The following is a 22,285-nucleotide window of genomic DNA, read 5'->3' on the forward strand; positions in this document are numbered from 1 at the left end:
AATTACATGTCATCTTCTTCAAAATCCTCCTCATCACCTTTTCCCATGTCAAACATGCTGGAGAAAAGATCCTTAAACTGCAATCCGGTATCCAACAGCTTTTTGCTCAATTGGCTGTATTCCGCCAATCCATGGAGCAAAAATTCCATATAGAATTCCTTTTCTCGTTCGGGTAAATTTTGGATGGTCCTAGTCACAATGGATTCGAGACCGGGTACTTGGTGCAGCAGCGATTTGTAGTTTTTGTCGGATTGTGAAGCCAAGATATCAAGACTATTTCCTTCACCGAACCATGCCAATGGCATCACATATGGATTGCCTTGCTTCTCCTTTTTCTTTTGTTCGGGCGAAGGAAAGTATTCCACAAACAAAGTACGTATCGCCTTCCCGATAAGATTGTATGCCACGAGGCCGGCGCCTTCCTGTTCACCTTCATAGACCAATTCCACCTTTCCCGTTATTGCCGGAATAACTCCGATCAAATCCGAAACGCGGACGACGGTGTTCTGTTCCCCATTCAGGTAGAGTCTCCTTTCAGCAGATGAAATGAGATTTTCATAAGCCGAAATGGTCAAACGGGCGGAAACGCCGCTTTTTTCATCTACATATTCGCTCTTTCTTGCCTCCACCGCAATCTGCTCTATCAGGTCCTTCATCAGCTCAGGCACATGAATTTTGGAGACGGGCTTACCTTCCAAATTGGCTTCCTGCGCGGTGATTTTTTTGCCGATTTCGATGGTTTTTGGGTAATGGGTGATGATTTGGCTTTCGATCCGGTCTTTGAGTGGCGTGACAATTGATCCTCGGTTGGTGTAATCTTCCGGATTGGCAGTGAACACAAATTGAATATCCAGTGGCAACCGAAGCTTGAAACCGCGGATTTGGATGTCGCCTTCCTGCAGGATATTGAACAAGGCAACCTGTATCCGCGCCTGCAGATCCGGCAATTCGTTGATCACGAAAATGGAACGGTGTGAACGTGGCACCAAGCCATAGTGGATTACCCGCTCATCGTTGTAGGAAAGCTTCATAGTCGCAGCTTTGATCGGGTCTACATCTCCTATCAGGTCGGCAACAGAAACATCAGGCGTTGCCAGCTTTTCCGTATAGCGATCATCCCGGTGCCACCAATGAATCGGCGTATGGTCACCCTTGGCTGCAATCAATTCCTTTGCATAACTGGAAAGTGGTGCCAACGGGTCGTCGTTGAGCTCGGAACCCTCCACCACGGGCACATATTCGTCCAAAAGATGGGTCATCAAGCGCGCAATACGGGTCTTTGCCTGACCGCGCAAGCCGAGGAGGTTGATGTTATGCCGGGAAAGGATCGCTCTCTCGATATCCGGAATTACGGTATCCTCATATCCCCAAATCCCTTCAAAGACATTTTCTTTGGCGGAAATCTTTTTGATCAGGTTTTGTCTCAATTCTTCCTTGATAGAGCGGGCTTGGTATCCCGCCGCCTTGAGTTCACCAAGGGTTTTTATTTTCAATAAATCCTTGCCATTGAGGCTGTGGTAGTCCATGGTTTAAAACTTTTTGGTTCTGTTTCTTCTATAATCTTCAAAAATCAAATCCCCCAATCCCTTCAGGCTGCTGTAGTAGGCGTTGCCGTTGTTGACTTTGGTAAACTCCTTCACAAATTCTTTCAGATATGGGTCGGAGGCAATCATAAAGGTCGTCACGGGAATCTTCAGCTTCCGGCATTGTGCGGCCAACTTCAAGGTCTCATTGAGGATTTTGCTGTCTATCCCGAATGCATTTTTGTAATATTTGATCCCTACCTTGAGGCAGGTGGGCTTGCCATCGGTGATCATGAAAATCTGCTTGTTGGGGTTTTTTCGTCTCCGGAGCAGGTCCATTGCAAGTTCGAGTCCTGCGACCGTATTGGTATGGTAGGGGCCAACTTGCAGGTAGGGAAGGTCCTTGATCTCAATCTGCCAAGCATCGTTGCCAAAAACGATCACATCCAAGGTATCTTTTGGATAGCGGGTTTTGATCAGTTCCGCCAATGCCATGGCAACCTTCTTCGCCGGCGTGATGCGGTCTTCGCCATACAGGATCATCGAATGGGAAATGTCAATCATCAGCACGGTCGATGTCTGCGAACGAAACTCGTTCTCCACCACTTCCAAATCATCTTCCGTGAGGAGATAATCACTCGCAAACCCATGGTTGATCTGTGCATTTCTGATCGAATCCGTCAGCGCGATTTGGTCGATATTGTCTCCAAAAGCGTAGGGCCTACGATCGGTTCCTTTTTCTTCCCCCTGCCCCGAATGCACGGTACGGTGTTGTCCGCCTTTCGCTCGCTTCAGTTTTCCAAAAATCTCCTCCAAGGCATTTTTCCGGATCGTTTGCTCCGATTTACCGGTGATTTTGATTTCCCCCTTTTGGTTTTCCTCGGTGATATAGCCCTTGGTCTTGAGGTCTTCGATGAAATCCCCGATTCCATAACCTGGGTTGGTCATATTGTAGCGTTTGTCAAGGTTGGTTAGCCAAGACAAAGCTTCTGCCACATCCCCGCCGGTCATGGTCACCAATTGCAGGAAAATGTTGAGCAGGTTTTCAAACGTGCTCTTCTCCGGGTCTTGGATTGGTTCGTATTTGGTAAAGCGGAATCCCTTCATGATATGGTCTAACAAAAACTTGGTGAAGCTGGTTTGAAAACAATTTTGTTTTTATCAAAATCGACAAACTATTATCGCCACACGAAAGTTTGGGTACATTTTTTCACAAACAATTTCGCTATCCGGTAGAATCCAAACGACCCCTTCAAGTCGGAAATGGGCTTTGGGCACCAATTCTTCTGAAAATGTCAGGCCGATCAAAACCAAACCCAAGCAAAATCTTACCAAGCAAAAAATGAACGTTGTCGACGTAAACATTTTATGTCCAAAATTTTAACACAGGGTATTTATCGAGTAAATTTCATAAATAAACGAGCCTCCTATGTCCTCGAAAGATCAATCAACATCGCAAAGACCCGGAATCGATCCTGTCTTTCATTACGCCATCCAATTGCTGGCCTTGGCCCTGCTTCTGGTTTGGTGTTTTTATATAATCCAGCCATTTATTTCCATCCTAGTATGGGCCGCGGTACTCTCCACGACACTTTTCCCACTGCATGAGACACTCAAACGCAAACTGAACAACCGAAATGCGCTTTCTGCGGCGATCATCACCTTTCTTTTGATGCTGGTTATCATCGGTCCGAGTGTATGGATATTGACAGCCACTGCCGGGGAATTCAAGGAGCTGGTGGATGAATTTCGTGCAGGAGAATTGCATGTCCCTCCACCGCCAGAAAAAGTAGCATCTTGGCCCATCGTGGGCAATAAAGTCTATGGGCTATGGACAGAAGCCTCCTCCAGCCTGTCTGCTACCGTCTCCAATCACCAAGAAGAATTGAGACCTGTATTGCTCAAGTTTTTTGGCCTAATCAAAAGCGCGGCAACTGGCATTCTGTTTTTTGCAGCATCGATTATCATCAGCGGAGTACTGCTTGCCTATTCGAAGGAAAGTGGTGCCGCTCTTCGCAAGGTAGCTACGGCACTAGCTGGAAAAAACGGTGAGAAGATGGCCGAAAATGCTGAAATCACCGTAAGGAACGTTGCAAAAGGAATCTTGGGTGTGGCTTTACTACAGACAATCCTGGCAGGTTTCGGAATCGTCTTGGCGGGGATTCCCTTTGCTGGAATTTGGATCGCCCTGTGCCTCATCCTAGCCATCATCCAGGTTGGGATTTTGCCGATCTCGCTGGGTGTTATTATTTACATTTGGGGTGCAGCTGACACCACAACTGCAATTTTGCTCACTATTTGGATGCTCATAGTAGGTGCTTCAGACAATATCTTAAAGCCTATCGTCATGGGTAAAGGCGCTCCGGTACCGATGTTGGTGATTTTTATCGGTGCTATCGGAGGATTTATTCTTTCTGGGATCATCGGTTTATTTACCGGCGCAATTGTCCTTTCCCTTGGCTATAATCTGGCAACTAAATGGATGAATCCAACAAATGAAACTCGCTCAGCCTAAATAAATGATTTTCAATATTTTAGTATTGGAATAGTAGGCCCATTTATTTCATTTTCCGGCACAAATTAACGTCGTCGGGCAACAAATGGGAGCTTTGCTTTGTTTTTGAATAAAACAATTCAAAAATGAACTCCTACCTATTTCCCGTTTACATGACTACTGCGGTCTTGATCGTGTATGTGACCGCCATACTCGCAGGAATCAATGCCGCGATCATCATGTTTATCTTCTCTATATCGCCGGTATTCGTGATATGGATGGTATACCGAGTCCTAACAGCCAATGTCGAAGTAAAAACCACATTCGACGAAAAATGGTATGAAGATCAATAAAACCGTTCAGGTATTTGGCAAAGTCCAAGGGGTGTATTTTAGACAAAGCACCCACTGGAAAGCTACTGAACTTGGGATCAATGGTTGGGTCAAAAATGAGCCTGACGGATCGGTTTCCGCAGAATTGGAAGGCGATGAAGCACACATCTCGACGATGCTGGAATGGATGAAAAAAGGCCCCGAAAGGGCCTCTGTCGACAAAGTTCAAATCAGTGAAGGAAAGGTTCGGGATTATCCCGACTTCCGAATTATCAGGTGATCCCTACTTTGGGCATTCGCCTTTTTCAAAAGATTTCACACCGCTAATTCCGGCAAGACATGAGTTGCCATAGGTCTTTCCATCGCACCCACAAACCGGGTCATAGATCATAAGACAAGCCATATCCTTTCGGATCAATTCGGGGTCGATACAATCGGCCAATACCTCATCCGCGGGATTTTGTTCTTCGCATTGGAACGACATCATGAGCAAGGCAAACAAAGCGATAATGAAAGATTTGGTTTTCATAGTTGTCGATTTACTTCAATAAGACGCATGTTGATGCCAGATATGCGACAATTTATTGAATGTTTTTTTCGGTTTTTTGACAACGAAAAAATATTTCGAAAAAATTGAACATAAATGATTTTAATTGGTAATTTTCAAACCCGAAACATGTTTAATTACATCGGTAAGTCACCCAACTCACCCAATTTTCTATTATGGTAATTTTAGGATTGAACTACTATTTCCACGATTCGACAGCCTGTATCGTGGTGGACGGCAAATTGGTGGCGGCAATCGAAGAAGAACGATTAAACCGCGACAAACACACCAAGCTTTTTCCGCAATTGGCTATCGAGCGTTGCCTGAAAATGGCCAACCTCAACTTCAAAGACATTGACCACATCGCCGTATCGATCAAGCCTGATCTGTATATCGGCAAAAAGATCAGGTACGGATTGAGTAATCCAACAAGCCTGCGCTACTTGGTCAGCCATGAATTTGTACATGCCTACCGCAGGCAAAAGCAGTTTTGGCGCTGGTACAAGGGAATCTATGAATCGGAAAACATCGGTCCAAAGGTGCATTTCATCCCGCATCATTTCAGCCATGCGCCAGGATCATTTATGGTCTCACCTTACAAAAAGGCCGCATTGTTGGGACTTGACGGTTCGGGCGAATGGGGTTGTACCTTTTTGGGATATGGCGATGGAAATCGCATAGAACAGTTTGGCGAGACATTTTTCCCACATTCTTTGGGTTCATTCTACGAAGCCGTGACCCAATTCTGTGGGTTCAGGACCAACTACGACGAGGGCAAAACTATGGGTCTCGCGCCGATGGGAGATCCAAAGGTATTTTATGATATCGTAGAGAAAATCGTCCACGTCAATGCAAAAGGTGAAGTCACGCTGGACCTCAGCTACTTCAACTTCCAAAAAATGCAGTCAGGTGCCGATTCCCACCTCTCGCCCAAGTTCATCCAAACATTTGGTAGGCCGAGAAAGCACGGCGAGGAATTTGAAAAATACCACATGGACGTGGCGGCGGCATTTCAGAAAGTGCTGGAAGACAAAGTACTTCAGATCTGCGAAATCCTGCATGAAAAGACCAACGCGGACTATCTTGTCATATCCGGAGGTGTTTCCCTCAACAGCGTCATGAATGGGAGAATCGTGCGCGAAAGCAAATTCAAGGATGTCTACGTCATGCCGGCGGCCGGTGACAACGGCACGGCGATCGGTGCGGCGTTTTACCTATACAATGGTATCCTCCGGCAGCCAAGGAAATTTGTTCACCTGAATCCTTACATCGGCACCGAATACAGCAATGCTGAAATCGAAAAAGTGCTGAAATCCTGCAAACTCACCTATACCGAACACGATGATATCTGTGAAGTAGCCGCTACCTTGCTAGAGCAGGGTAAAATCATCGGATGGTTCCAAGGTCCCATGGAAATTGGGCCGCGGGCTTTGGGAAGCCGAAGCATCTTGGCCAATCCGGCATTCCCGGATATGAAGGCCAAAATCAATTCCGAAATCAAATTCCGGGAAGCATACAGGCCTTTCGCTCCTTCTGTGATCGTAGAAGCGAAAAATGAGTTCTTTGACCTGGAAGTCGAAGCGCCATTCATGTTGAAGGTCTGCAATGTTTTGCCAGAGCAACAATCGGTGATTCCTGCCATCACCCACGTGGACGGCAGCGCGCGGGTACAGACTGTTCGCAAGGAAATGCATCCGCGGTACTATGAAGTCATCGAGAAACTCGGCAAAAAGACAGGTGTTCCGGTAGTTCTCAACACCAGCTTCAATATCCAAGGCGAACCTGTCGTCGAATCACCAAAAGACGCGATCCGCTGCTTCTATTCCAATGGCTTGGATGCCTTGGTTTTGGGCAATTTCCTCTTGGTCAAAAAGACCGTCTCGCTGACAGAATTGGAGGAAAAAATGATGATGGAAATCGTCGAAAAGTAAACCTGACATCAAAAAGGGGCGGTCAAACTGCCCCTTTTTTGTTTTCAGTTTGGGGAAACTTCCCTTAATTTTAGCGCATTGTTGGCCTAACTTCCCAGCACTAAAATCCTCGCCCAAATGAACAACGCAAAGCATATTTTCCAAGACTATGTCAATCAGCTTTGCGACGTTTATCCAAGAAATGAATCGGAAAGCCTGGTAAGCTGGCTGTTTGAGGAATATTTGGAATTAAGGAAGTCCGATCTGGCAAGCGAAATACAAATTGAGAATATTCCGAAAAATCTTCAGGAAGCGTTTCGGCAGCTGTTGCTGAACAAACCGATACAATACATTCTCGGGAAGGCGCCTTTTTATGGCCGGGAATTCCTTGTAAACCCCTCTGTGCTTATTCCCAGAAACGAAACAGAAGAGTTGGTACATTGGATTTTGCAAGAAAACAAATCACCCAATCTTAGGATATTGGATATTGGAACGGGTTCGGGATGCATTCCCATTACACTCGATTTAGAGTTAAGAATGGCGAATGTCTATGGAATGGATATCAGTACGGACGCTTTGGAGGTTGCCAAAAAAAACAACCGCCGACTCAGCGCGCAGGTACAGTTCATTGAAAGTGATATTCTGAATGAACCATTTCCAGTTTCCAATCTGGATTTAATTGTCAGCAATCCTCCTTATGTGTTGATGTCCGAAAAGAATCAAATGCACCGCAATGTCCTTGATAATGAACCGCATTTGGCTTTGTTTGTGGACAACGATGATCCCCTGCTCTTCTATCGTGTGATTGCAGAGAAAGGGAAAAAAGCGCTCCGACCTAGAGGAAGAATTTACTTCGAAACCAACGAAGCAAAGGCCGGGGAGGTTTGCCAATTGCTTCGGGATCTTGGCTATGACCAAATTGAAAAGCGAATGGATCTAAACGGCAAAGAACGGATGGTGAGGGGAATCTGGAAAGGTGTGAATAACTAGTCCAAGCGAAATTTAATTAGCCGCCATTTGTCTAGATTTTTTCACCGAGCCAGAAAAAACCGTCTGCAAAAAATTCTGTAGTACCTTCTTCCAATGCCAAATTACGTTTCCCCGAAAAAGAAATCTGGGTTTCCAAGCCATCGTGAATCATCGCCAACTTGATTGGCTTTTCACTATAGGAAAAAAGACTCCCTTTCGGAAACCATTTCTTGAAGCGCCCACCTGCAATGGGAAAATACCGTATGCCACTTTTCCACAACACGATATCCAAACCTAGCTCCTTACTGGGAAAAACTTCAAACTCCCAAGGCGCCAAGCCGATAATGTTGACAGCATAATGCTTGGTTGCAACGAGATATTGAAGGCCCTCTTGGAAATATTTACCATGCTGCACGCCAAGGAACTTCACGGGATATTGCTCCTCCAATAAATGATAATTTGCCCTTTGGAAGTCCAAGTCAGCCAAAATGACATCGATTTTGATCCCCCAAGAAATCACCGTCCAAACCTCAGTTTGACTTACCAACACGGTGGGCACCCATTCCAACAGGGGCGCAACTGTCTCAAATGACAGGCCTTCCATCTCCAATATCAACAAAGCGGGCTCTTGATTTTCCTTGACAAAATGGTGGGAGGACATGGGGAACTTGGAAGGTTATTGGGTTACAAAGTTATTGGGTTATTGAGTTAAAAGGTTTGGAAGGTTAAAAAGTTACTTCGTTACCGAGCAATTTGACTGGTTCATTGGGTGCCGTAAGGTGGTTTGGCAGGTATGATCGTCGATAGAATCTTCATAGGCCATGTAAAGAGACGAAACCGCCGGCAGCTTTTCCACACCCGCCTTTGTACTTTGTACTTCGTACTTGGTTCAAAACCTCACTTAAACCTCACCACCTTGCCATGTGCCTTCGACGTCATAGCTTGTGGAATGGCACTACAAATCTCGTGGTAAAGCAGTTCGACGAGCTTCCGCTTTAAAAAGCTTCTGGTCAAGACGATACTGATCTCGCGCATGGGTACCTCCCCCTCAAATGGCCTAAGTCGCTTCTTTTCCTCTTCATCCATGGACAATGTGGATAACTCTGGAAGCAAGGTTATTCCTTTGTACTGGTTGACCATGTTTCTAAGGCCTTCGAGCGAGCCACTTTCATAGTGAAAGTTCATGCGCTGAAATTTGGATTGGTTGCAAAGGTTCAGAACTTGATCGCGAAAACAATGACCCTGCTGCAGCATCCACATATCGTCGGATTCCAAATCCTTAGGACTGATCTTGGACTTGCTGGAAAGCGGATGATGTTCGGACAGGTACACCAAAAACTTCTCGTAGAACATCGGCTTTTCCACAATGCCCGGTTCCTCCAAAGGCGTCGCCACAATCCCCAAGTCCAACTCGTCGTTTTTCAGCTTTCGCACAATTTCCTCCGTGACCGTCTCTTCGACTTGAAGCTTCACGTGTGGATACTTTTCCAAAAAAGACTTGATAAACCGGTGTAAAAGATAAGGTGCCAAAGTCGGTATGATACCCAATTTGATAACCCCACTGACGTCCCCCTTCAGCTGCGCTACCAACTCCATGATGCCCTTGCTTTCAGAAACGACGCGTTTGGCCTGCTCGATGATTTGGGTGCCAATCTCGGTAGGAATCACCGGCATTTTGGACCTGTCAAACAATATCACATCCAATTCCCGCTCCAATTTGTTCACTTGGGCACTCAGCGTGGGCTGCGTCACAAAGCAGGACTCAGCAGCATGGCCGAAATGCCTGTACTTATCCACAGCGATGATATATTCCAACTGTTGAATCGTCATGATTCCTCGGTTTCAATGATGGCAAAGATATCAATGTTTTTGTTTTTATTTAGAATCAATTTAAATAAAAATAGTGCCGGCGCAGACCCTCTACCAGCTGGGAAATATTTAGAGGGCATGGCAACAGGAAACACTTCCCTCATTTCCGCAAGAAAACATCTCTCAAAAACATTCGCCAAAACCCCTTCATCCGGCCTTGATGATTACCCGCTTGTACCGCTGCAGGGCAGGCGTACCTTTGTCCTCAACCGTCAGCACGATGTGGATAACTCGGTCTCCAATATCTTGTGGAATCTGCAAGGTGATGGCCGATGCGGCTGGATCGATGATTTCCACATTGCCAGGATAGCTGTCGGCCGGCTGATACCTCCACCAGTGAAATGAAATTGCGTCCCCATCGGGGTCACTTGAACCCGAAGCATCCAAATGGACTTTTTCGCCAGGCTTCGCTTGGAGGTACAGGATATTGGCAGAAACATCCCCGCTGACGGAGGCAATGGGTTCATGGTTCACCTCGGCCGGTGAGCGTACAGACCATTGCAGGCGATTCAAAAAACTGTTCCTTGCTGCAGGGGCCCACCTCACCAATTCATACTTATCCACATCGCAGGTGCTGAAATAAGTGCCCGGAAATTCCGTTCCCATGGGCTTGAACAAGCTTCCCCAACTACCCTGCGTCGGGTCTGCCGGGTCATTGAGTCCCAAAGCCGCACTGAGCAAAAACAAAAACGCCGGGGTATCCCCTTCACCGCCATTATCGTACAACTCGGACATTGGTCCATGTCCCCGTACCTCCTCTGCCTTCATTGGTTTTTGCCAGGTAGAATCCCTTGAAAACACGTAATGCCAAAAATGTCCGTTGTCATACAACACCATCCCCAAGTCTACAGGGTCCTGTTGATAAGTCGGAATGGCGGTGCCAAAGTTGGCGCAGGTCGACGCTTTCATTTTTTGGAAGCTCGCAAAATACTCAAATGAAATGTCCTGAAAGAGGATGCCAAACAAATGGATCTTCGGTAGCAACTGTCGAAACTTTTCCTCCCCATGTTTTTGCCGATACCTGTGCAATGCCTGGACAAATGTGATGGTCCCTCCCCATGCCTGTACATAAATCGGCCTGTCATCGTCTTTTTCAAACACACGCACCAACCAATCACTCCCCTCGGAGTCCTTGGAATCACCCTGTGGATTAAGGCCTTCCCCAATCCAATCATGGAAATACACCGAATCCCATTCACTGGTGACATACCTGTCAGCGATATTGTTGGAGAAATACAGCGTGTTTGTCAACCAAATGATGGGTATGGTCCCACGTCCACGCTTGGTCACGGCGAGTAATTGTTCGGCGTCAGGGAGATCAGGATCGTGTTTTCTCAATTGCGGCAACTCCTCCTTGTAGGCGGACAAAATTCCCATCGCCTTATCCCAAGGACCTGATTCGTTATACTTGTAATCAGGCAGCTGATTGGTCACAATCAGCCCCTCAAGATCAAAAAGAGAGGAATAATACAAGTACCGAATGAGCGAATTTCCGTCGTCATGCGTCATATCCGTAAGGATGACGGTCCTCATTTTCTGGGGTTTGGATTCGGTCCTTTCCTGCCTCGAAAATCCACAAGACCCAAAGACGACCAAGGAACAAAACAGAATGAATTCCCGCGTTTTCATGCCAGCAATAAATTGATTCAACCACCGAGTAAACTATCGAAAAACAGCGCCGATCAAGGATGTGGATAACTCTGACTATCGCCAATTCCCCATCCATGCGGAATGGCTCTATGAAATTACACCCCAGCGTATACAATCAAACCCAAACCAAGTATAAACAGCGCAAACATCCCCGCAATTAGGCCATTGGTTCCCTTGGGCGCAGCACGAAACTCCCGCCATATGAATACGCCCCAAAAGGCAGCCACCATCGTCGCACCTTGTCCAAGTCCATAGGAAATTGCGGGCCCAGCCTTTTCGGCTGCGATGATGCTGAAGGACATACCCACGCACCAGATGATTCCACCCAAAATACCTACCATGTGTACGGGAAGCTTTCCCGCAGAATAATCAGCCATGACCAAGGGTTTTCCCTCAATCGGCCTTTTCATCAAGACGGTATTGAAGAGAAAATTGCTCAGTAGAATCCCGATTGAAAATATGAATACCGCCCCATAAGGCGTGAATTTGCCCACCTCAGGTGTGGAAAACTCCAAAGACATCGACTGGGCGACAAACCAATAGAAAAAAGACATCAAGAAACCACCCACCAAGGCCAACATCAAACCAACCCTTGGGTTTTTATGGTTTGTGCTCGCCAGTCTTCGATAGGCCAGCGCATCCAGTACAATAGCCGCCACGACCAAAGCGACTCCCGAAAACAGGAGAACCGGATTCCCCTGTTGGTTGGAAAGGTAATTTACGATGACACCAAGGACCAAAGCCAAACCAATCCCCACTGGAAACGCCACCGACATCCCCGCATAGGCAATTGCTGCGACAATCAGGATATTTGCCAAATTGAAAAGCGCACCGCCAAACAGGGCCAAGCCATAGCTTTTGATGTCCGCCTGTCCCAAATCGACGAGGAAACCACGACCGGCCTGCCCGGTGCTACCCAAAGTCAGCCCAAATACCAAAGCCAACAGGACTATTCCCAGCACATAATCCCAGTAAAACAACTCAAAACGCCAGTCCTTCCCGGCGAGCTTTTGGGTATTGGCCCAAGAACCCCAGCAAAGCATGGTGATGATGCAAAAGACGACGGCAAGAGAATAGGATTCAATGATGTACATGGCTTTGGGAATTAGAATGTGGCTGAATCAATACGTTCGCTTTGGAGGCTGTACTGCGGAATAGGTGATGTACTCCTGAACATGGATGGAGTAGCCTTTTGGAATGTGGATAAGTACCAATTTGACCTCATGGGCGCCTTCCGTCAGATCGTAATTCCAGAACACCTCATGTTTGCGATTTTGAAATCCAGTGGGCATTTTTACCCTTTCTACTACCTGGTTATCCACATATACGTCGAGCAACAGTTCCGCATCAGGTAGTCCCGCATCTTTGCCCGCATATCCAGTGATAACCAAACCTTTTCCCTCGGCAGCAAACTTGACTTCGGGATTATCCACACCAAGATTCTTGAAAATATTTCCTCTTTTGATTGGATAAAGACCCTCAAAGGCCACTTCAAGCGGACGGGTTTCCGGAACCTGATAAAGGATCGTGACCTCATCGCCTTCCACTTTCCCACCATTTCTCTCAACCATTTGCAGCGCATGGTCCATGCCGATTTGGTACACTTTGTTCAGTGACATGGTGGTATACTTAAAATCCATATCCTCCACTTTGTCCAAGCCCTGCTTCCAGTAATCCGGGATTTGTGAATAACCGATCATCGTTCCCAAAATCCCCGCGGCATTGGCGGGGTTGCAATCGGAATCCAATCCGCAGCGGGTGCTGATGTCGATGGTCTTCCCATAGTCGCCATTTCCATACAGCAGGCCAATGACGATATAGGCAGCATTAATCTTCGCATCGATGTTGAAAGCCTTGAAAACACCATCCGGGCAGCCTTTGTCATTGGACCATTTCTTTTGGACTTCAAACCACGTTTGCTTCCAGTCATCCGGATACTGTCGATGCCAGCGGATGACATCCGCAATACACTGATGGAACTCACTTTCCATTGGCACCGCCTTCAACGCTTCCTCGACCACATATTCCACGTCATTGTGGATAAATGCCAAGGCATACATGCCTGCGACGTACACCCCCCCATACACCCCATCTCCATAATTCATGATATGGCCAATCCGATCGCCTACAGTTGCAGCGGCATTGATCATTCCGGGAGACATCAAGCCCGCAAAATCCGCCTCAATCTGAAAATCGATATCATCGGCATGGGGATTGTTTTTCCAATAACCCGAGGCCGGCGGCATCATTCCCTGAAGAATATTGTAGCGGGCTGCTTGGTTGGCATGCCAAAGTTGGTATTCAGCCTTAGCAAAGGCCAATGCATGCAAAGAATCAGGGGCATCGATGCCGTGCTTTTCGAAGATATCCACAAAGGTCAAATCCATGTAGACGTCGTCGTAGAGACCGGGCACATTTTCATACCACCACAGCATTTGGTCTCCATCCCAGGGTATCGGAACCTCATCCCCAATCATGGTGCCGTTGAACCTAAATTCGGTAGGTCCCCCGTAGGTGCAACCAATCACCTGTCCTGCCCAGCCCCCTTTGATTTTGTCCAAAAGGATATTCTTGTCCATCTTGATCTCCTGCCCGGCAGTGTAGGTAGGGGTGATTGCCTCTTCCGCTGTTGGCGATTTACAGGCACAAAGAATGGTAAAGGAGGCCACTACTAGCCGGAATCGGGATGTGGATAACATGGGTCTTTGGGTTTTGGTAGGATTAAAGTTCAGACAAATAGGGAATGGAGGTTTGTGCACCCAAACGCTGCACAGAAAGGGTTGCGGCTTTGAGGGCGAAGGTTACCGCGGCGTTCATATTTTCGCCCCTTCCCAAGGCGACCGCCAAGGCACCATTGAAGGTATCGCCAGCCGCAGTGGTATCCACGGCTTTGACGCGTTGCGTAGGGATGATCTCTTCTGTGTTCCCGTCAGCCAAAAATGCCCCGTTTTCACCCAAGGTAATGATCACCTTTTGGATGCCGGATGCATTGAATCTCGCGGCTGCAAGCGCTGCTGAGGAAATATCCGAAACGGAAATCCCGGTGAGAAATTCCGCCTCCGTTTCATTGGGAGTGATGATATCCACATTTTCCAAAAGTTCGGCGGGCAGGGACCGGGCAGGCGCCGGATTAAGGATAACCTTCTTTCCTTGCGCTTTTGCCATCCTTGCGGCCTCCGTCACCACTTCTAAGGGAATCTCGAGTTGCAGCAAGACCACATCCGCCCAAGCAAACTTGCTGGCCGCCTTTTTCAAGTTATCCACATCCATACCGGCGTTTGCCCCTGGGGCAACAATGATGGTATTTTCTCCAGATTCGCTTACCGTTATCAAAGCCACGCCGGATGGCAAATCAGGATTCCTTTCAATCAAGGAAGTATCAATCCCCTCCCTTTCGTAGCTTTCCAAATTCACCTGACCAAAAGGGTCATTGCCCACTTGCGCCAAAAACACCACCTCACCGCCCAGTCGGGCAGCTGCTACCGCCTGATTGGCGCCTTTTCCTCCCGAAATCATGGAGAAGTTCCCGCCAATAAGCGTCTCACCTGGTCTAGGAAAATGGTCTGCCTGAATCACCAAGTCCATATTGGAACTACCGATGACCAGTATTTTGGGTTTTGCCTGCATAACCTTACACATGCTGAATCCAGCCATTTATCAAGTTGGCACAGTGAATCAGCAATTATGGAATGGAATATTGTTTACAACAATTAAATTGGAGTAGAATTATAAACAAATACTCCTAGACTGCCAAATAATCTATTTCAAAAGGCTATTTGTTGATTTTCAAGACGATAAACCCCAAAACCGATATGAACAACGAAAAGAAATCCCTCTCCAGAAGGTCCTTTTTGGGCAAGGGAATTTTAGGCGCTTCGGCACTGTCCCTCCTCCCACATTTGACTTATCCACATTCCATTCAAACGCCCAACCCAGCGGATATGCACGCAGTGCGTTTGGGCTTCATCGGGGTCGGCAGACAAGCCATGGGCATCCTCAATGGCATGATGCGGATTCCGGGTGTTGAAATCAAAGCCGCAGCTGATGTCTACAAAATCAAACTGGATCGTTTCAAACTGCGTGTGGATAAAATCTCCAAAGACCTCGGCAAACCCGTTCCCCAAGTCGATGTCTACGCCAATTACAAAGACCTGCTTGCCAGAAAGGATATCGATGCCGTGGTCATTGCCAGCCCTGACCATTGGCATGCGCTGATGGCCATCGCCGCCTGCAATGCCGGCAAAGATGTATACCTCGAAAAACCGCTCACCTTGACCATCAAGGAAGGACAGGAACTCGCCAAAGCAGTGAGAAAAAACGGGGCAATTCTGGCAGTAGGCAGTCAGCAGCGGTCCGACCTCAATTTCCAACATGCCGCGCGGATGGTACTCAAGGGCCAAATCGGCAAAGTCGAAAAAGTCCTTGTACACGTCGGGCAACCCGAACATCCAAAGCCTTATGACCTTCCGGAACAGCCACTGCCCGAAGGTTTGGACTGGCAAACTTGGCTTGGACCCTTACCCAAAATCCACTACAATGAAGCCCTCAACCCCGCCATCACCCTCAATCCCGAACAAAATGAAAAGATCTGGGGCGCTTGGCGTTCTTATAAGGAAACCGGCGGAGGCTACATGACGGACTGGGGCGCACACATGTTTGACATCGCCCAATGGGGCCTCGGCATGGACCGCAGTGGACCTGTTCGCGTAATTCCCGGCAAGGAAGGTCAGCCCTTGACCTACCAGTATGCCAACGGTGTTGAAATGGTCGTCGGACCTTTTGACGAAGGCAGACAAGGAGTGAAGTTTATCGGTGACAAAGGCTGGATAAAGGTCTCCCGTGGCAATTTCGATTCCTCGAATCCCGAATTGAAGCCCACATTGGAAAGGCCAAACCTCGGTTATCCGCCGCACTATTGGGACTTTATCGATTCGGTGGTCAAGCGAAAAGACCCCATTGTGCCCGTTGAAGTGGGACTCAGCACGCTTATCGTATGTACCATTGGCAATATCGCCCATGAATTGGGTCGTCCACTCAATTGGGACCCCGTGAAACAAACCTTTGTCAAGGACAAAAAGGCAAATGCCAAATTGCATTACAATTACGAAAACGGTTACACCCTTTAAGTTATCCACATCATGGACAGCAGAAGAGATTTTCTCAAGATATCGGGTGCCTTGGCGATAGGAAGCCTTTTGGCACCCACTAACCTTTGGGCCTTCGCCAAAAAACCCATCGGCCTGCAACTGTATTCCCTCCGAAAGGATATGGGGGAAAACCCCAAGGAAACCCTGCAAAAAGTGGCCAACATGGGCTACAAACATCTCGAAACAGCCAGCTACCGGGACGGAAAAGTCTATGGCATGGATCCCCTGGAATTCAAATCGTATGTGGAAAACCTTGGGATGAAACTGCAAAGTGCCCACGTAGGAGGTCCACAGTACGACGCCAACAAGCAGGCGGAAATCATGGAATTTTGGAAAAAGGCCGTCGACGACCACAAAGCCATGGGCGCGAAATACATCATCAAACCCTCGATGCCCATCCCCAAGACCCTCCAGGAACTACAGGTATGGTGCGACTACTACAACGCGGTCGGTAAGGTAGCCAAAGACGGCGGCTTGCTATTTGGCTTCCACAACCATGCCCGGGAATTTGAAACCATCGAAGGAAAAATCATGATGGACTACATGATCGAAAATACGGACCCCAAATTGGTCTGCTTCGAGTTGGATGTCTATTGGTCCCAAAAAGGTGGGCATCCTGCCGTGGACTACCTCAAAAAGCATGCAGGAAGGTTCCCGGTCCTCCACATCAAGGACGAAGAGGAAATCGGTGCCAGCGGTACGATTGACTTCAAACCCATTTTTGAAGCGGCCTACAAACAAGGCATGAAGGACTTCTACGTGGAAGTGGAACGCTACAATTTCGAACCCGTGGAAAGTGTTCACAAAAGCTTTGATTACCTCAATAATGCCTCCTACGTCAAATAAATGGCACAAAACATGAAAAATCAAAAGTTATCCACATGGGTCTTCGCCTGCCTGATAGTCGCCATCGCTTGCGAAAAAAAGCAAGAAACCGTCGTTGAGGAAGCACAGGCTTTCAGCCCCAATCCCCAGGAAATGACCGAACAGCCTGTGGGCAAATTGGCCATCGGCGACCCAGCCCCCTACTTCAAACTTCCCGACACCGAGGGGAATTGGGTAAGCATCGACGACTTCAAGGATGCTTCGGTCTTGGTCATCAACTTCACCTGCAACCACTGTCCGACGGCCCAAGCCTATGAAGACAGGTTCATCAGCCTTGTGAATGACTACAAATCAAAAGGAGTCGCTTTTGTCGCCATTTCCCCGAACAGTCCGATTGGGATATTGCCCGAAGAGTTGGGGTATACCGACCTCAACGACGACTATGCCAGCATGCAAGTCCGCTACAAGGACAAAAGCTACAATTTCCCTTACCTCTACGACGGCGACTCACACCAGTATTCCTTAGCCTACGGACCGGTCGCGACGCCACATGTTTTTGTATTTGACAAGGACAGGAAACTCAGCTACTCGGGGCGGATTGATGGTTCGGAAAAACCCGGAACTGCCAATGCCGAAGACCTGCGGATGGCTATTGACAAGACTTTGGCCGGAGAATCCATCGATGTGGATAAGTCAATTACCCCTGCCTTTGGCTGCTCGACAAAATGGGCCTGGAAAAACGAGTACACCAAAAAGACCAACGAGGAATGGAAGCAAAAACCGGTCGAGGTGCAGAAGTTATCCACAGCCGGATTGGCTGATTTGCTAAAGAACGACTCCGACCAACTCCTCCTCGTCAACTTTTGGGCTACCTGGTGCGGGCCCTGCGTCATCGAGTACCCGGAATTCATCGAAATCCAACGCATGTATGGCGGCAGGGATTTCAGGTTTGTGTCGGTCAGCTTGGATGCCCCGGACCAAGAGGACAAGGTGTTGAAATTCCTCAAAAGCAAATACTCGGCTGTACCGAATTACCTGATGGATACGGAAGACAAATATGCCATCATCGACGTAGTCAAAAACGATTGGGACGGCAGCCTTCCTTTGACATTATTGATCGAACCGGGAGGAAAGATCGCCTATAAGGTCCCCGGTGAAGTCAAGGTCCTCGACCTCCGCAAAGCCATCGTCGACCACCCGATGATTGGAAGATACTATTGAATTAAAAATGATGAATGTGGAATGATAAATGAGAGGGCGGAGTGAGGGTTTTGGAATTTGCGTTTCTTTGCCATTCCGATGTCCTTTCTTGTCATTCCGAGGAACGAGGAATCTTTATACCTAATCCAAATAATAGGCTTCAATCGAGAAGGCAAGCCTCCCTTTGTCATTCCGAGGTACGAGGAATCTACTCTGGCTCTTGTAATAGACCCCTCCTCCGATGGGGCCATAAATTACAGGTCATCAACACTAGCCAACGCTTTCGGTACGAATACGCGTCCTAGTCACTCGAAGGACCTCCCTTTGTCATTCCGAGGAACGAGGAATCTACTCTGGCTCAAGTAATAGACCCCTCCTAGGTCGGGGTGACAAATTAAACGTCATCAACACTAGCCAACGCTTTCGGTACGAATACGCGTCCTAGTCACTCGAAGGGCCTCCCTTTGTCATTCCGAGGAACGAGGAATCTACTCTGGGTCATGTAATAGACCCCTCCTAGGTCGGGGTGACAAATTAAACGTCATCAACACTAGCCAACGCGTTCGGTACGAATACGCGTCCTAGTCACTCGAAGGACCTCCCTTTGTCATTCCGAGGAACGAGGAATCTACTCTGGGTCATGTAATAGACCCCTCCTCCGTCGGGGTGACAACCACACGCCAATCCAAAAAACAAACACCGAATCCGTCGAACGCTTTCCTACAACCAATGCCCCTCTTTGTCTTCCCGAAGGCCTCTTTTTGTCGTCCGGAGACCTCTCTTTGTCATTCCGAGGCACGAGGAATCTATTCGTACATTTTTTCTTAGGCAAATAAAACTTGGTTACGAATGAATTATTTTCTAAGTTATACCCATGCGGAAACATGAGTATTTTGTTTACATTTTGACTAATTTCAATCGGACTGTCATTTACGTTGGTGTCACAAACAGTCTCTCCAGGCGTATTGCCGAACATCATGAACAAATCAACCCCGATGGTTTCACCGCAAAGTACCAATGCAAATACCTAGTCTATTACGAAATCCACCAATACATTCGGAACGCACTTGCTAGAGAAAAAGAAATCAAAAGTTGGAGGCGCGAAAAGAAAAATCAATTAATCGAAGAATTCAATCCCGGATGGAACTTCTTGAACAATGATGTTCTTGGGGATTAAAAATGAGATCCCGTCCCCTAATATCCAAAAGCCTCATCTTGTCTTACCAAAGGCCATTCCTTGTCATTCCGAGGAACCAGGAATCTAAACTGAATCGTGTAATAGACCCCTCCTTCGTCGGGGTGACAAAAATACGCCAATCCAAAAAACAAACACCGAATCCGTCGAACGCTTTCCTACAACCAATGCCCCCCTTAGTCTTCCAGAAGGCCTCCCTTGTCGTCCGGAGACCCCTCTTTGTCATTCCGAGGCACGAGGAATCTACCCTGCCATATACCGCTTCAGCAAGCCCCTTGACTGTGCCTGAATCTTCTTCCGCATCAGCGGCGTCCAGCCCAGCAGCCAACCTTTCCAACCCAAAGCCATCCGGGACCATTTCCACAAATCAAAACTATCCCGGTGCCAGACAATCTTTCCATCCCGCACCCGAAACTCCGCCTGAATCTTGTTGATAACTTTTCTCCGACTCGGTCCGAAAAAGTAGACCGCCTCCCATTTGGCCCAAATCCTATCACCCTCCTTGTGGATATCTCCAAAAGTCACGGTCAGATCTCCCTTGGCGCGTTCCAGCAGCATCCGCCACATGGCCTTGGCTTCCGCACCCTTTAGCTTTCCAAATGCCGGATCCTCAAATTCCACGGCATCGTTATAGCATGCAGCCATTTCTTCTGCTTTTCCAGCCGAGAAGGCCCCGTAAAACCGTTCAATCAATTGCTCTTCCATAGGCATTCAAGTATGTGGATAAGTGAGAGAATAGTCAATAGACGATAGTCCATAGAAGTTCATTATTCGAAATTCGACATTCATCATTCTTTGCCCATTACGAATTCATAATTCTTCATTCTTCATTATCGACTCGTCATTCCCCCACTTTTTCCAAAAACATCTCCCGCATCTCACTGAGCGGCAATTCCTCCAAGACCTCCCGTTCGGAACCCTTCCCTTCATCCTGCCACTTCACCATCTACATGAATCTATCGACCATGGTCCATAGAAGTTCATTATTCGACATTCGAAATTCGACATTCATCATTCTTTGACCATTACGAATTCATAATTTTTCATTCTTCATTATCGACTCCTCATTCCCCCACTTGTTCCAAAAACATCTCCCGCATCTCACTCAACGGCAGCTCCTCCAAAACCTCCCGTTCTGAACCCTTCCCTTCATCCCTCCACTTCACCATGAACACGAATCTATCGACCATGGTCCATAGAAGTTCATTATTCGAAATTGGAAATTCGACAATCATCATTATTCCCCATTGAGAATTCATCATTTATCATTCCCCCACTTTTTCCAAAAACATCTCCCGCATCTCACTCAGTGGCAATTCCTCCAAAACCTCCCGTTCGGAACCTTTACCTTCATCCTGCCACTTCACCAAGCGCACGAATCCATCCGCAATCTCAATCCCCGTGATGCTGCCATCCGAGTAGCAGCAGCAACCCACGTTGAAATAGGTGGGCTTATACTTGGGTAAATCCTGCACCCCCAATGTACACTGACTCGGGTGTCGCTCGATCCGTTCTTCCAAATCCTTGACTTTATCCACATCCTGTCGGGACTTTGCCTCCTCCAACTGCGCCCGCAGATGTTGCAAGTGGCTGTAGGAGTGAAATATCGGCTGATGGGTATGCCCTGTGACAAGGACCACATTGTCCTGCAGCTGACTCCACTCGTACATCAGGCGGTTGTGCAGGGTCTTTTCCGACTTGCTGACCGCAGGCGTGTTGATATTGATATCCAAAAAAGACTGCAGCGGACCCCATATATAGGCCACAAACCAAATCGAAAACTTGTTCCCATCGCTGCGTTTGTCGCCCTGATGGCCATGGGTACAGAAGACGTCGATATATTTCCCTTTCCCAAATGGCACCCGCACGACGATGGCCCCATAGATATTCACAGGCTTCTCGTAGACCTGCCACCGGTACATCTTCGAAAAGGGGTCGATCTCCCAAAAAAGGTCATGGTTGCCATAGACCTTGAAAAAGGCATTGCGCTTTACAAACCGCTTTTCGGCCTCAAAAGTCTCCTTATTGTGTTGCAGGATGGAGAAGATGTTGAACTTCCACAATTCCTCGCTGTCGCCGAGGTTGATGTAGTAGGAGCCTTTTTTGTCGTAATGGTCCAGGGCGGCGAGGTAGTTTTTTTCCGAAAACCTAAACTCGTCCCGGCGCTTGCGGTTGCCCTTGTGCAGGTCCGAGAAGATGATAAAGGAATTGTCCTGTAAGTTCATCTCGTACAAAGCACCATCCTTCGGCTGCGGGTTCTCGGTGATGTCCTTGTACATTTCCGACAGCCTGTGGAAAACCGCCTCGCGATTGGGCGAAGATGAAATCTTCTTGGCAAAGCGCTGTACTGGCTTTTTCAACAAAAAAACTATGGGGGCTTTCAGCCAAGCCAGGACCTTATCCAGCATCGTTCAATCTTTATCGGAAGATGCAAAAAATATTCGGGCCAAACTACCGTAGCCCGTCGAATACCACAAAATCAAAATAGCCGGGCTATCCGAACGTAGCATCTTTGGATTCCCGGTTCATCCGGGTCCAACGAATGAAATCCCATCTGTGAAAATCTGCGTAATCTGTGGTAAAATAAATAAACCACAGATAGCACAGATGAACACAGATAAAAG

The 22,285-nt window shown here is 47.6% G+C and carries 21 protein-coding genes; 9 read left to right on the plus strand and 12 right to left on the minus strand.

The genetic code is table 11. The features are described from left to right. Nucleotides 1–2: 2 nt before the first annotated feature. Both C943_RS12210 and C943_RS12215 read right to left on the minus strand, forming a co-directional pair. A complete protein-coding gene (locus tag C943_RS12210) occupies nt 3–1,526 on the minus strand; it encodes a P-loop NTPase family protein (protein ID WP_008628160.1) in 1,524 nt (507 codons plus the stop codon). A 3-nt stretch (nt 1,527–1,529) separates the two neighbouring features. Continuing rightward, nucleotides 1,530–2,630 carry a vWA domain-containing protein gene (locus C943_RS12215; RefSeq protein WP_008628161.1) on the minus strand — a complete coding sequence of 367 codons (1,101 nt, stop codon included), beginning with the start codon at nt 2,628–2,630 and terminating at the stop codon, nt 1,530–1,532. 322 nt (nt 2,631–2,952) lie between these two features. Between C943_RS12215 and C943_RS12225 the strand changes: the two genes are divergently transcribed. The 3 genes from C943_RS12225 to C943_RS12235 all read left to right on the plus strand — a co-directional run bounded on the left by C943_RS12225 (nt 2,953) and on the right by C943_RS12235 (nt 4,629). Beyond that, complete coding sequence (locus C943_RS12225; protein WP_008628163.1) at nt 2,953–4,038, plus strand: AI-2E family transporter; 1,086 nt, start codon at nt 2,953–2,955, stop codon at nt 4,036–4,038. A 125-nt stretch (nt 4,039–4,163) separates the two neighbouring features. Continuing rightward, nucleotides 4,164–4,370: a hypothetical protein gene (locus tag C943_RS12230; RefSeq protein WP_008628165.1), complete on the plus strand. Its 207-nt coding sequence runs from the start codon at nt 4,164–4,166 to the stop codon at nt 4,368–4,370. Next, the gene (locus tag C943_RS12235; RefSeq protein ID WP_008628167.1) at nt 4,357–4,629 is read left to right on the plus strand and encodes an acylphosphatase; all 273 of its coding nucleotides are present in this window, start codon (nt 4,357–4,359) and stop codon (nt 4,627–4,629) included. Before C943_RS12230 ends, C943_RS12235 begins: the two co-directional genes overlap by 14 nt. Before the next feature lie 3 nt (nt 4,630–4,632). Here the strand turns inward: C943_RS12235 and C943_RS12240 are convergent, their stop codons facing one another. Beyond that, the gene (locus C943_RS12240) at nt 4,633–4,878 is read right to left on the minus strand and encodes a Kazal-type serine protease inhibitor domain-containing protein (protein WP_008628168.1); all 246 of its coding nucleotides are present in this window, start codon (nt 4,876–4,878) and stop codon (nt 4,633–4,635) included. 194 nt (nt 4,879–5,072) lie between these two features. On the opposite strand from C943_RS12240, the gene C943_RS12245 reads away from it, so the two are divergent. Continuing rightward, the gene (locus C943_RS12245; RefSeq protein ID WP_008628170.1) at nt 5,073–6,827 is read left to right on the plus strand and encodes a carbamoyltransferase family protein; all 1,755 of its coding nucleotides are present in this window, start codon (nt 5,073–5,075) and stop codon (nt 6,825–6,827) included. Between the two features lie 117 nt (nt 6,828–6,944). Continuing rightward, nucleotides 6,945–7,796, plus strand: coding sequence for a peptide chain release factor N(5)-glutamine methyltransferase (gene prmC / locus C943_RS12250; protein ID WP_008628172.1), 852 nt, complete (start codon nt 6,945–6,947; stop codon nt 7,794–7,796). Between the two features lie 31 nt (nt 7,797–7,827). On the opposite strand, the gene C943_RS12255 is transcribed toward prmC, so the two are convergent. From C943_RS12255 to rbsK, 6 genes are all read right to left on the minus strand, one after another. Continuing rightward, nucleotides 7,828–8,436, minus strand: a complete 609-nt coding sequence (locus C943_RS12255) for a hypothetical protein (RefSeq protein ID WP_008628173.1) — start codon at nt 8,434–8,436, stop codon at nt 7,828–7,830. Between the two features lie 236 nt (nt 8,437–8,672). Continuing rightward, nucleotides 8,673–9,605, minus strand: coding sequence for a hydrogen peroxide-inducible genes activator (locus tag C943_RS12260; RefSeq protein WP_008628175.1), 933 nt, complete (start codon nt 9,603–9,605; stop codon nt 8,673–8,675). A gap of 186 nt (nt 9,606–9,791) precedes the next feature. Continuing rightward, nucleotides 9,792–11,273: a nucleoside hydrolase-like domain-containing protein gene (locus C943_RS12265; protein WP_157198526.1), complete on the minus strand. Its 1,482-nt coding sequence runs from the start codon at nt 11,271–11,273 to the stop codon at nt 9,792–9,794. Nucleotides 11,274–11,389: 116 nt separating this feature from the next. Next, entirely contained in the window at nt 11,390–12,388 is a 999-nt protein-coding gene (locus tag C943_RS12270; protein WP_008628185.1) for a GRP family sugar transporter, read from the minus strand. 27 nt (nt 12,389–12,415) lie between these two features. Continuing rightward, nucleotides 12,416–13,993, minus strand: coding sequence for an ADP-ribosylglycohydrolase family protein (locus C943_RS12275; RefSeq protein ID WP_040480505.1), 1,578 nt, complete (start codon nt 13,991–13,993; stop codon nt 12,416–12,418). Nucleotides 13,994–14,015: 22 nt separating this feature from the next. After that, the gene (gene rbsK, locus C943_RS12280; protein ID WP_245545540.1) at nt 14,016–14,948 is read right to left on the minus strand and encodes a ribokinase; all 933 of its coding nucleotides are present in this window, start codon (nt 14,946–14,948) and stop codon (nt 14,016–14,018) included. A 158-nt stretch (nt 14,949–15,106) separates the two neighbouring features. Here rbsK and C943_RS12285 point away from each other — a divergent pair, with 158 nt between their 5' ends. The 4 genes from C943_RS12285 to C943_RS12305 all read left to right on the plus strand — a co-directional run bounded on the left by C943_RS12285 (nt 15,107) and on the right by C943_RS12305 (nt 19,643). After that, entirely contained in the window at nt 15,107–16,420 is a 1,314-nt protein-coding gene (locus C943_RS12285) for a Gfo/Idh/MocA family protein (protein ID WP_040480567.1), read from the plus strand. Nucleotides 16,421–16,432: 12 nt separating this feature from the next. Next, the gene (locus C943_RS12290; protein ID WP_008628189.1) at nt 16,433–17,287 is read left to right on the plus strand and encodes a TIM barrel protein; all 855 of its coding nucleotides are present in this window, start codon (nt 16,433–16,435) and stop codon (nt 17,285–17,287) included. 12 nt (nt 17,288–17,299) lie between these two features. Continuing rightward, nucleotides 17,300–18,487: a redoxin domain-containing protein gene (locus C943_RS12295; protein WP_040480568.1), complete on the plus strand. Its 1,188-nt coding sequence runs from the start codon at nt 17,300–17,302 to the stop codon at nt 18,485–18,487. A gap of 853 nt (nt 18,488–19,340) precedes the next feature. Beyond that, a complete protein-coding gene (locus C943_RS12305; protein WP_008628202.1) occupies nt 19,341–19,643 on the plus strand; it encodes a GIY-YIG nuclease family protein in 303 nt (100 codons plus the stop codon). A gap of 261 nt (nt 19,644–19,904) precedes the next feature. On the opposite strand, the gene C943_RS12310 is transcribed toward C943_RS12305, so the two are convergent. The 3 genes from C943_RS12310 to C943_RS12320 form a co-directional block, all read right to left on the minus strand. Further along, the gene (locus tag C943_RS12310; protein ID WP_008628205.1) at nt 19,905–20,366 is read right to left on the minus strand and encodes a nuclear transport factor 2 family protein; all 462 of its coding nucleotides are present in this window, start codon (nt 20,364–20,366) and stop codon (nt 19,905–19,907) included. Nucleotides 20,367–20,725: 359 nt separating this feature from the next. Next, entirely contained in the window at nt 20,726–20,851 is a 126-nt protein-coding gene (locus C943_RS22575) for a hypothetical protein (protein WP_008628209.1), read from the minus strand. A 75-nt stretch (nt 20,852–20,926) separates the two neighbouring features. Then, the gene (locus C943_RS12320; RefSeq protein WP_008628216.1) at nt 20,927–22,069 is read right to left on the minus strand and encodes a metallophosphoesterase; all 1,143 of its coding nucleotides are present in this window, start codon (nt 22,067–22,069) and stop codon (nt 20,927–20,929) included. Nucleotides 22,070–22,285 lie beyond the last annotated feature (216 nt).

This window comes from Mariniradius saccharolyticus AK6, from assembly GCF_000330725.2.
Lineage (GTDB): Bacteria > Bacteroidota > Bacteroidia > Cytophagales > Cyclobacteriaceae > Mariniradius > Mariniradius saccharolyticus.

What these genes read in the sequence shown, in the direction of transcription:
- C943_RS12210 (WP_008628160.1), bottom strand. Translation starts at nt 1,526, where the DNA reads ATGGACTACCACAGCCTCAATGGCAAGGATTTATTGAAAATAAAAACC.
- C943_RS12215 (WP_008628161.1), bottom strand. Translation starts at nt 2,630, where the DNA reads ATGAAGGGATTCCGCTTTACCAAATACGAACCAATCCAAGACCCGGAG.
- C943_RS12225 (WP_008628163.1), top strand. Translation starts at nt 2,953, where the DNA reads ATGTCCTCGAAAGATCAATCAACATCGCAAAGACCCGGAATCGATCCT.
- C943_RS12230 (WP_008628165.1), top strand. Translation starts at nt 4,164, where the DNA reads ATGAACTCCTACCTATTTCCCGTTTACATGACTACTGCGGTCTTGATC.
- C943_RS12235 (WP_008628167.1), top strand. Translation starts at nt 4,357, where the DNA reads ATGAAGATCAATAAAACCGTTCAGGTATTTGGCAAAGTCCAAGGGGTG.
- C943_RS12240 (WP_008628168.1), bottom strand. Translation starts at nt 4,878, where the DNA reads ATGAAAACCAAATCTTTCATTATCGCTTTGTTTGCCTTGCTCATGATG.
- C943_RS12245 (WP_008628170.1), top strand. Translation starts at nt 5,073, where the DNA reads ATGGTAATTTTAGGATTGAACTACTATTTCCACGATTCGACAGCCTGT.
- prmC (WP_008628172.1), top strand. Translation starts at nt 6,945, where the DNA reads ATGAACAACGCAAAGCATATTTTCCAAGACTATGTCAATCAGCTTTGC.
- C943_RS12255 (WP_008628173.1), bottom strand. Translation starts at nt 8,436, where the DNA reads ATGTCCTCCCACCATTTTGTCAAGGAAAATCAAGAGCCCGCTTTGTTG.
- C943_RS12260 (WP_008628175.1), bottom strand. Translation starts at nt 9,605, where the DNA reads ATGACGATTCAACAGTTGGAATATATCATCGCTGTGGATAAGTACAGG.
- C943_RS12265 (WP_157198526.1), bottom strand. Translation starts at nt 11,273, where the DNA reads ATGAAAACGCGGGAATTCATTCTGTTTTGTTCCTTGGTCGTCTTTGGG.
- C943_RS12270 (WP_008628185.1), bottom strand. Translation starts at nt 12,388, where the DNA reads ATGTACATCATTGAATCCTATTCTCTTGCCGTCGTCTTTTGCATCATC.
- C943_RS12275 (WP_040480505.1), bottom strand. Translation starts at nt 13,993, where the DNA reads ATGTTATCCACATCCCGATTCCGGCTAGTAGTGGCCTCCTTTACCATT.
- rbsK (WP_245545540.1), bottom strand. Translation starts at nt 14,948, where the DNA reads ATGGCTGGATTCAGCATGTGTAAGGTTATGCAGGCAAAACCCAAAATA.
- C943_RS12285 (WP_040480567.1), top strand. Translation starts at nt 15,107, where the DNA reads ATGAACAACGAAAAGAAATCCCTCTCCAGAAGGTCCTTTTTGGGCAAG.
- C943_RS12290 (WP_008628189.1), top strand. Translation starts at nt 16,433, where the DNA reads ATGGACAGCAGAAGAGATTTTCTCAAGATATCGGGTGCCTTGGCGATA.
- C943_RS12295 (WP_040480568.1), top strand. Translation starts at nt 17,300, where the DNA reads ATGAAAAATCAAAAGTTATCCACATGGGTCTTCGCCTGCCTGATAGTC.
- C943_RS12305 (WP_008628202.1), top strand. Translation starts at nt 19,341, where the DNA reads ATGCGGAAACATGAGTATTTTGTTTACATTTTGACTAATTTCAATCGG.
- C943_RS12310 (WP_008628205.1), bottom strand. Translation starts at nt 20,366, where the DNA reads ATGGAAGAGCAATTGATTGAACGGTTTTACGGGGCCTTCTCGGCTGGA.
- C943_RS22575 (WP_008628209.1), bottom strand. Translation starts at nt 20,851, where the DNA reads ATGGTCGATAGATTCGTGTTCATGGTGAAGTGGAGGGATGAAGGGAAG.
- C943_RS12320 (WP_008628216.1), bottom strand. Translation starts at nt 22,069, where the DNA reads ATGCTGGATAAGGTCCTGGCTTGGCTGAAAGCCCCCATAGTTTTTTTG.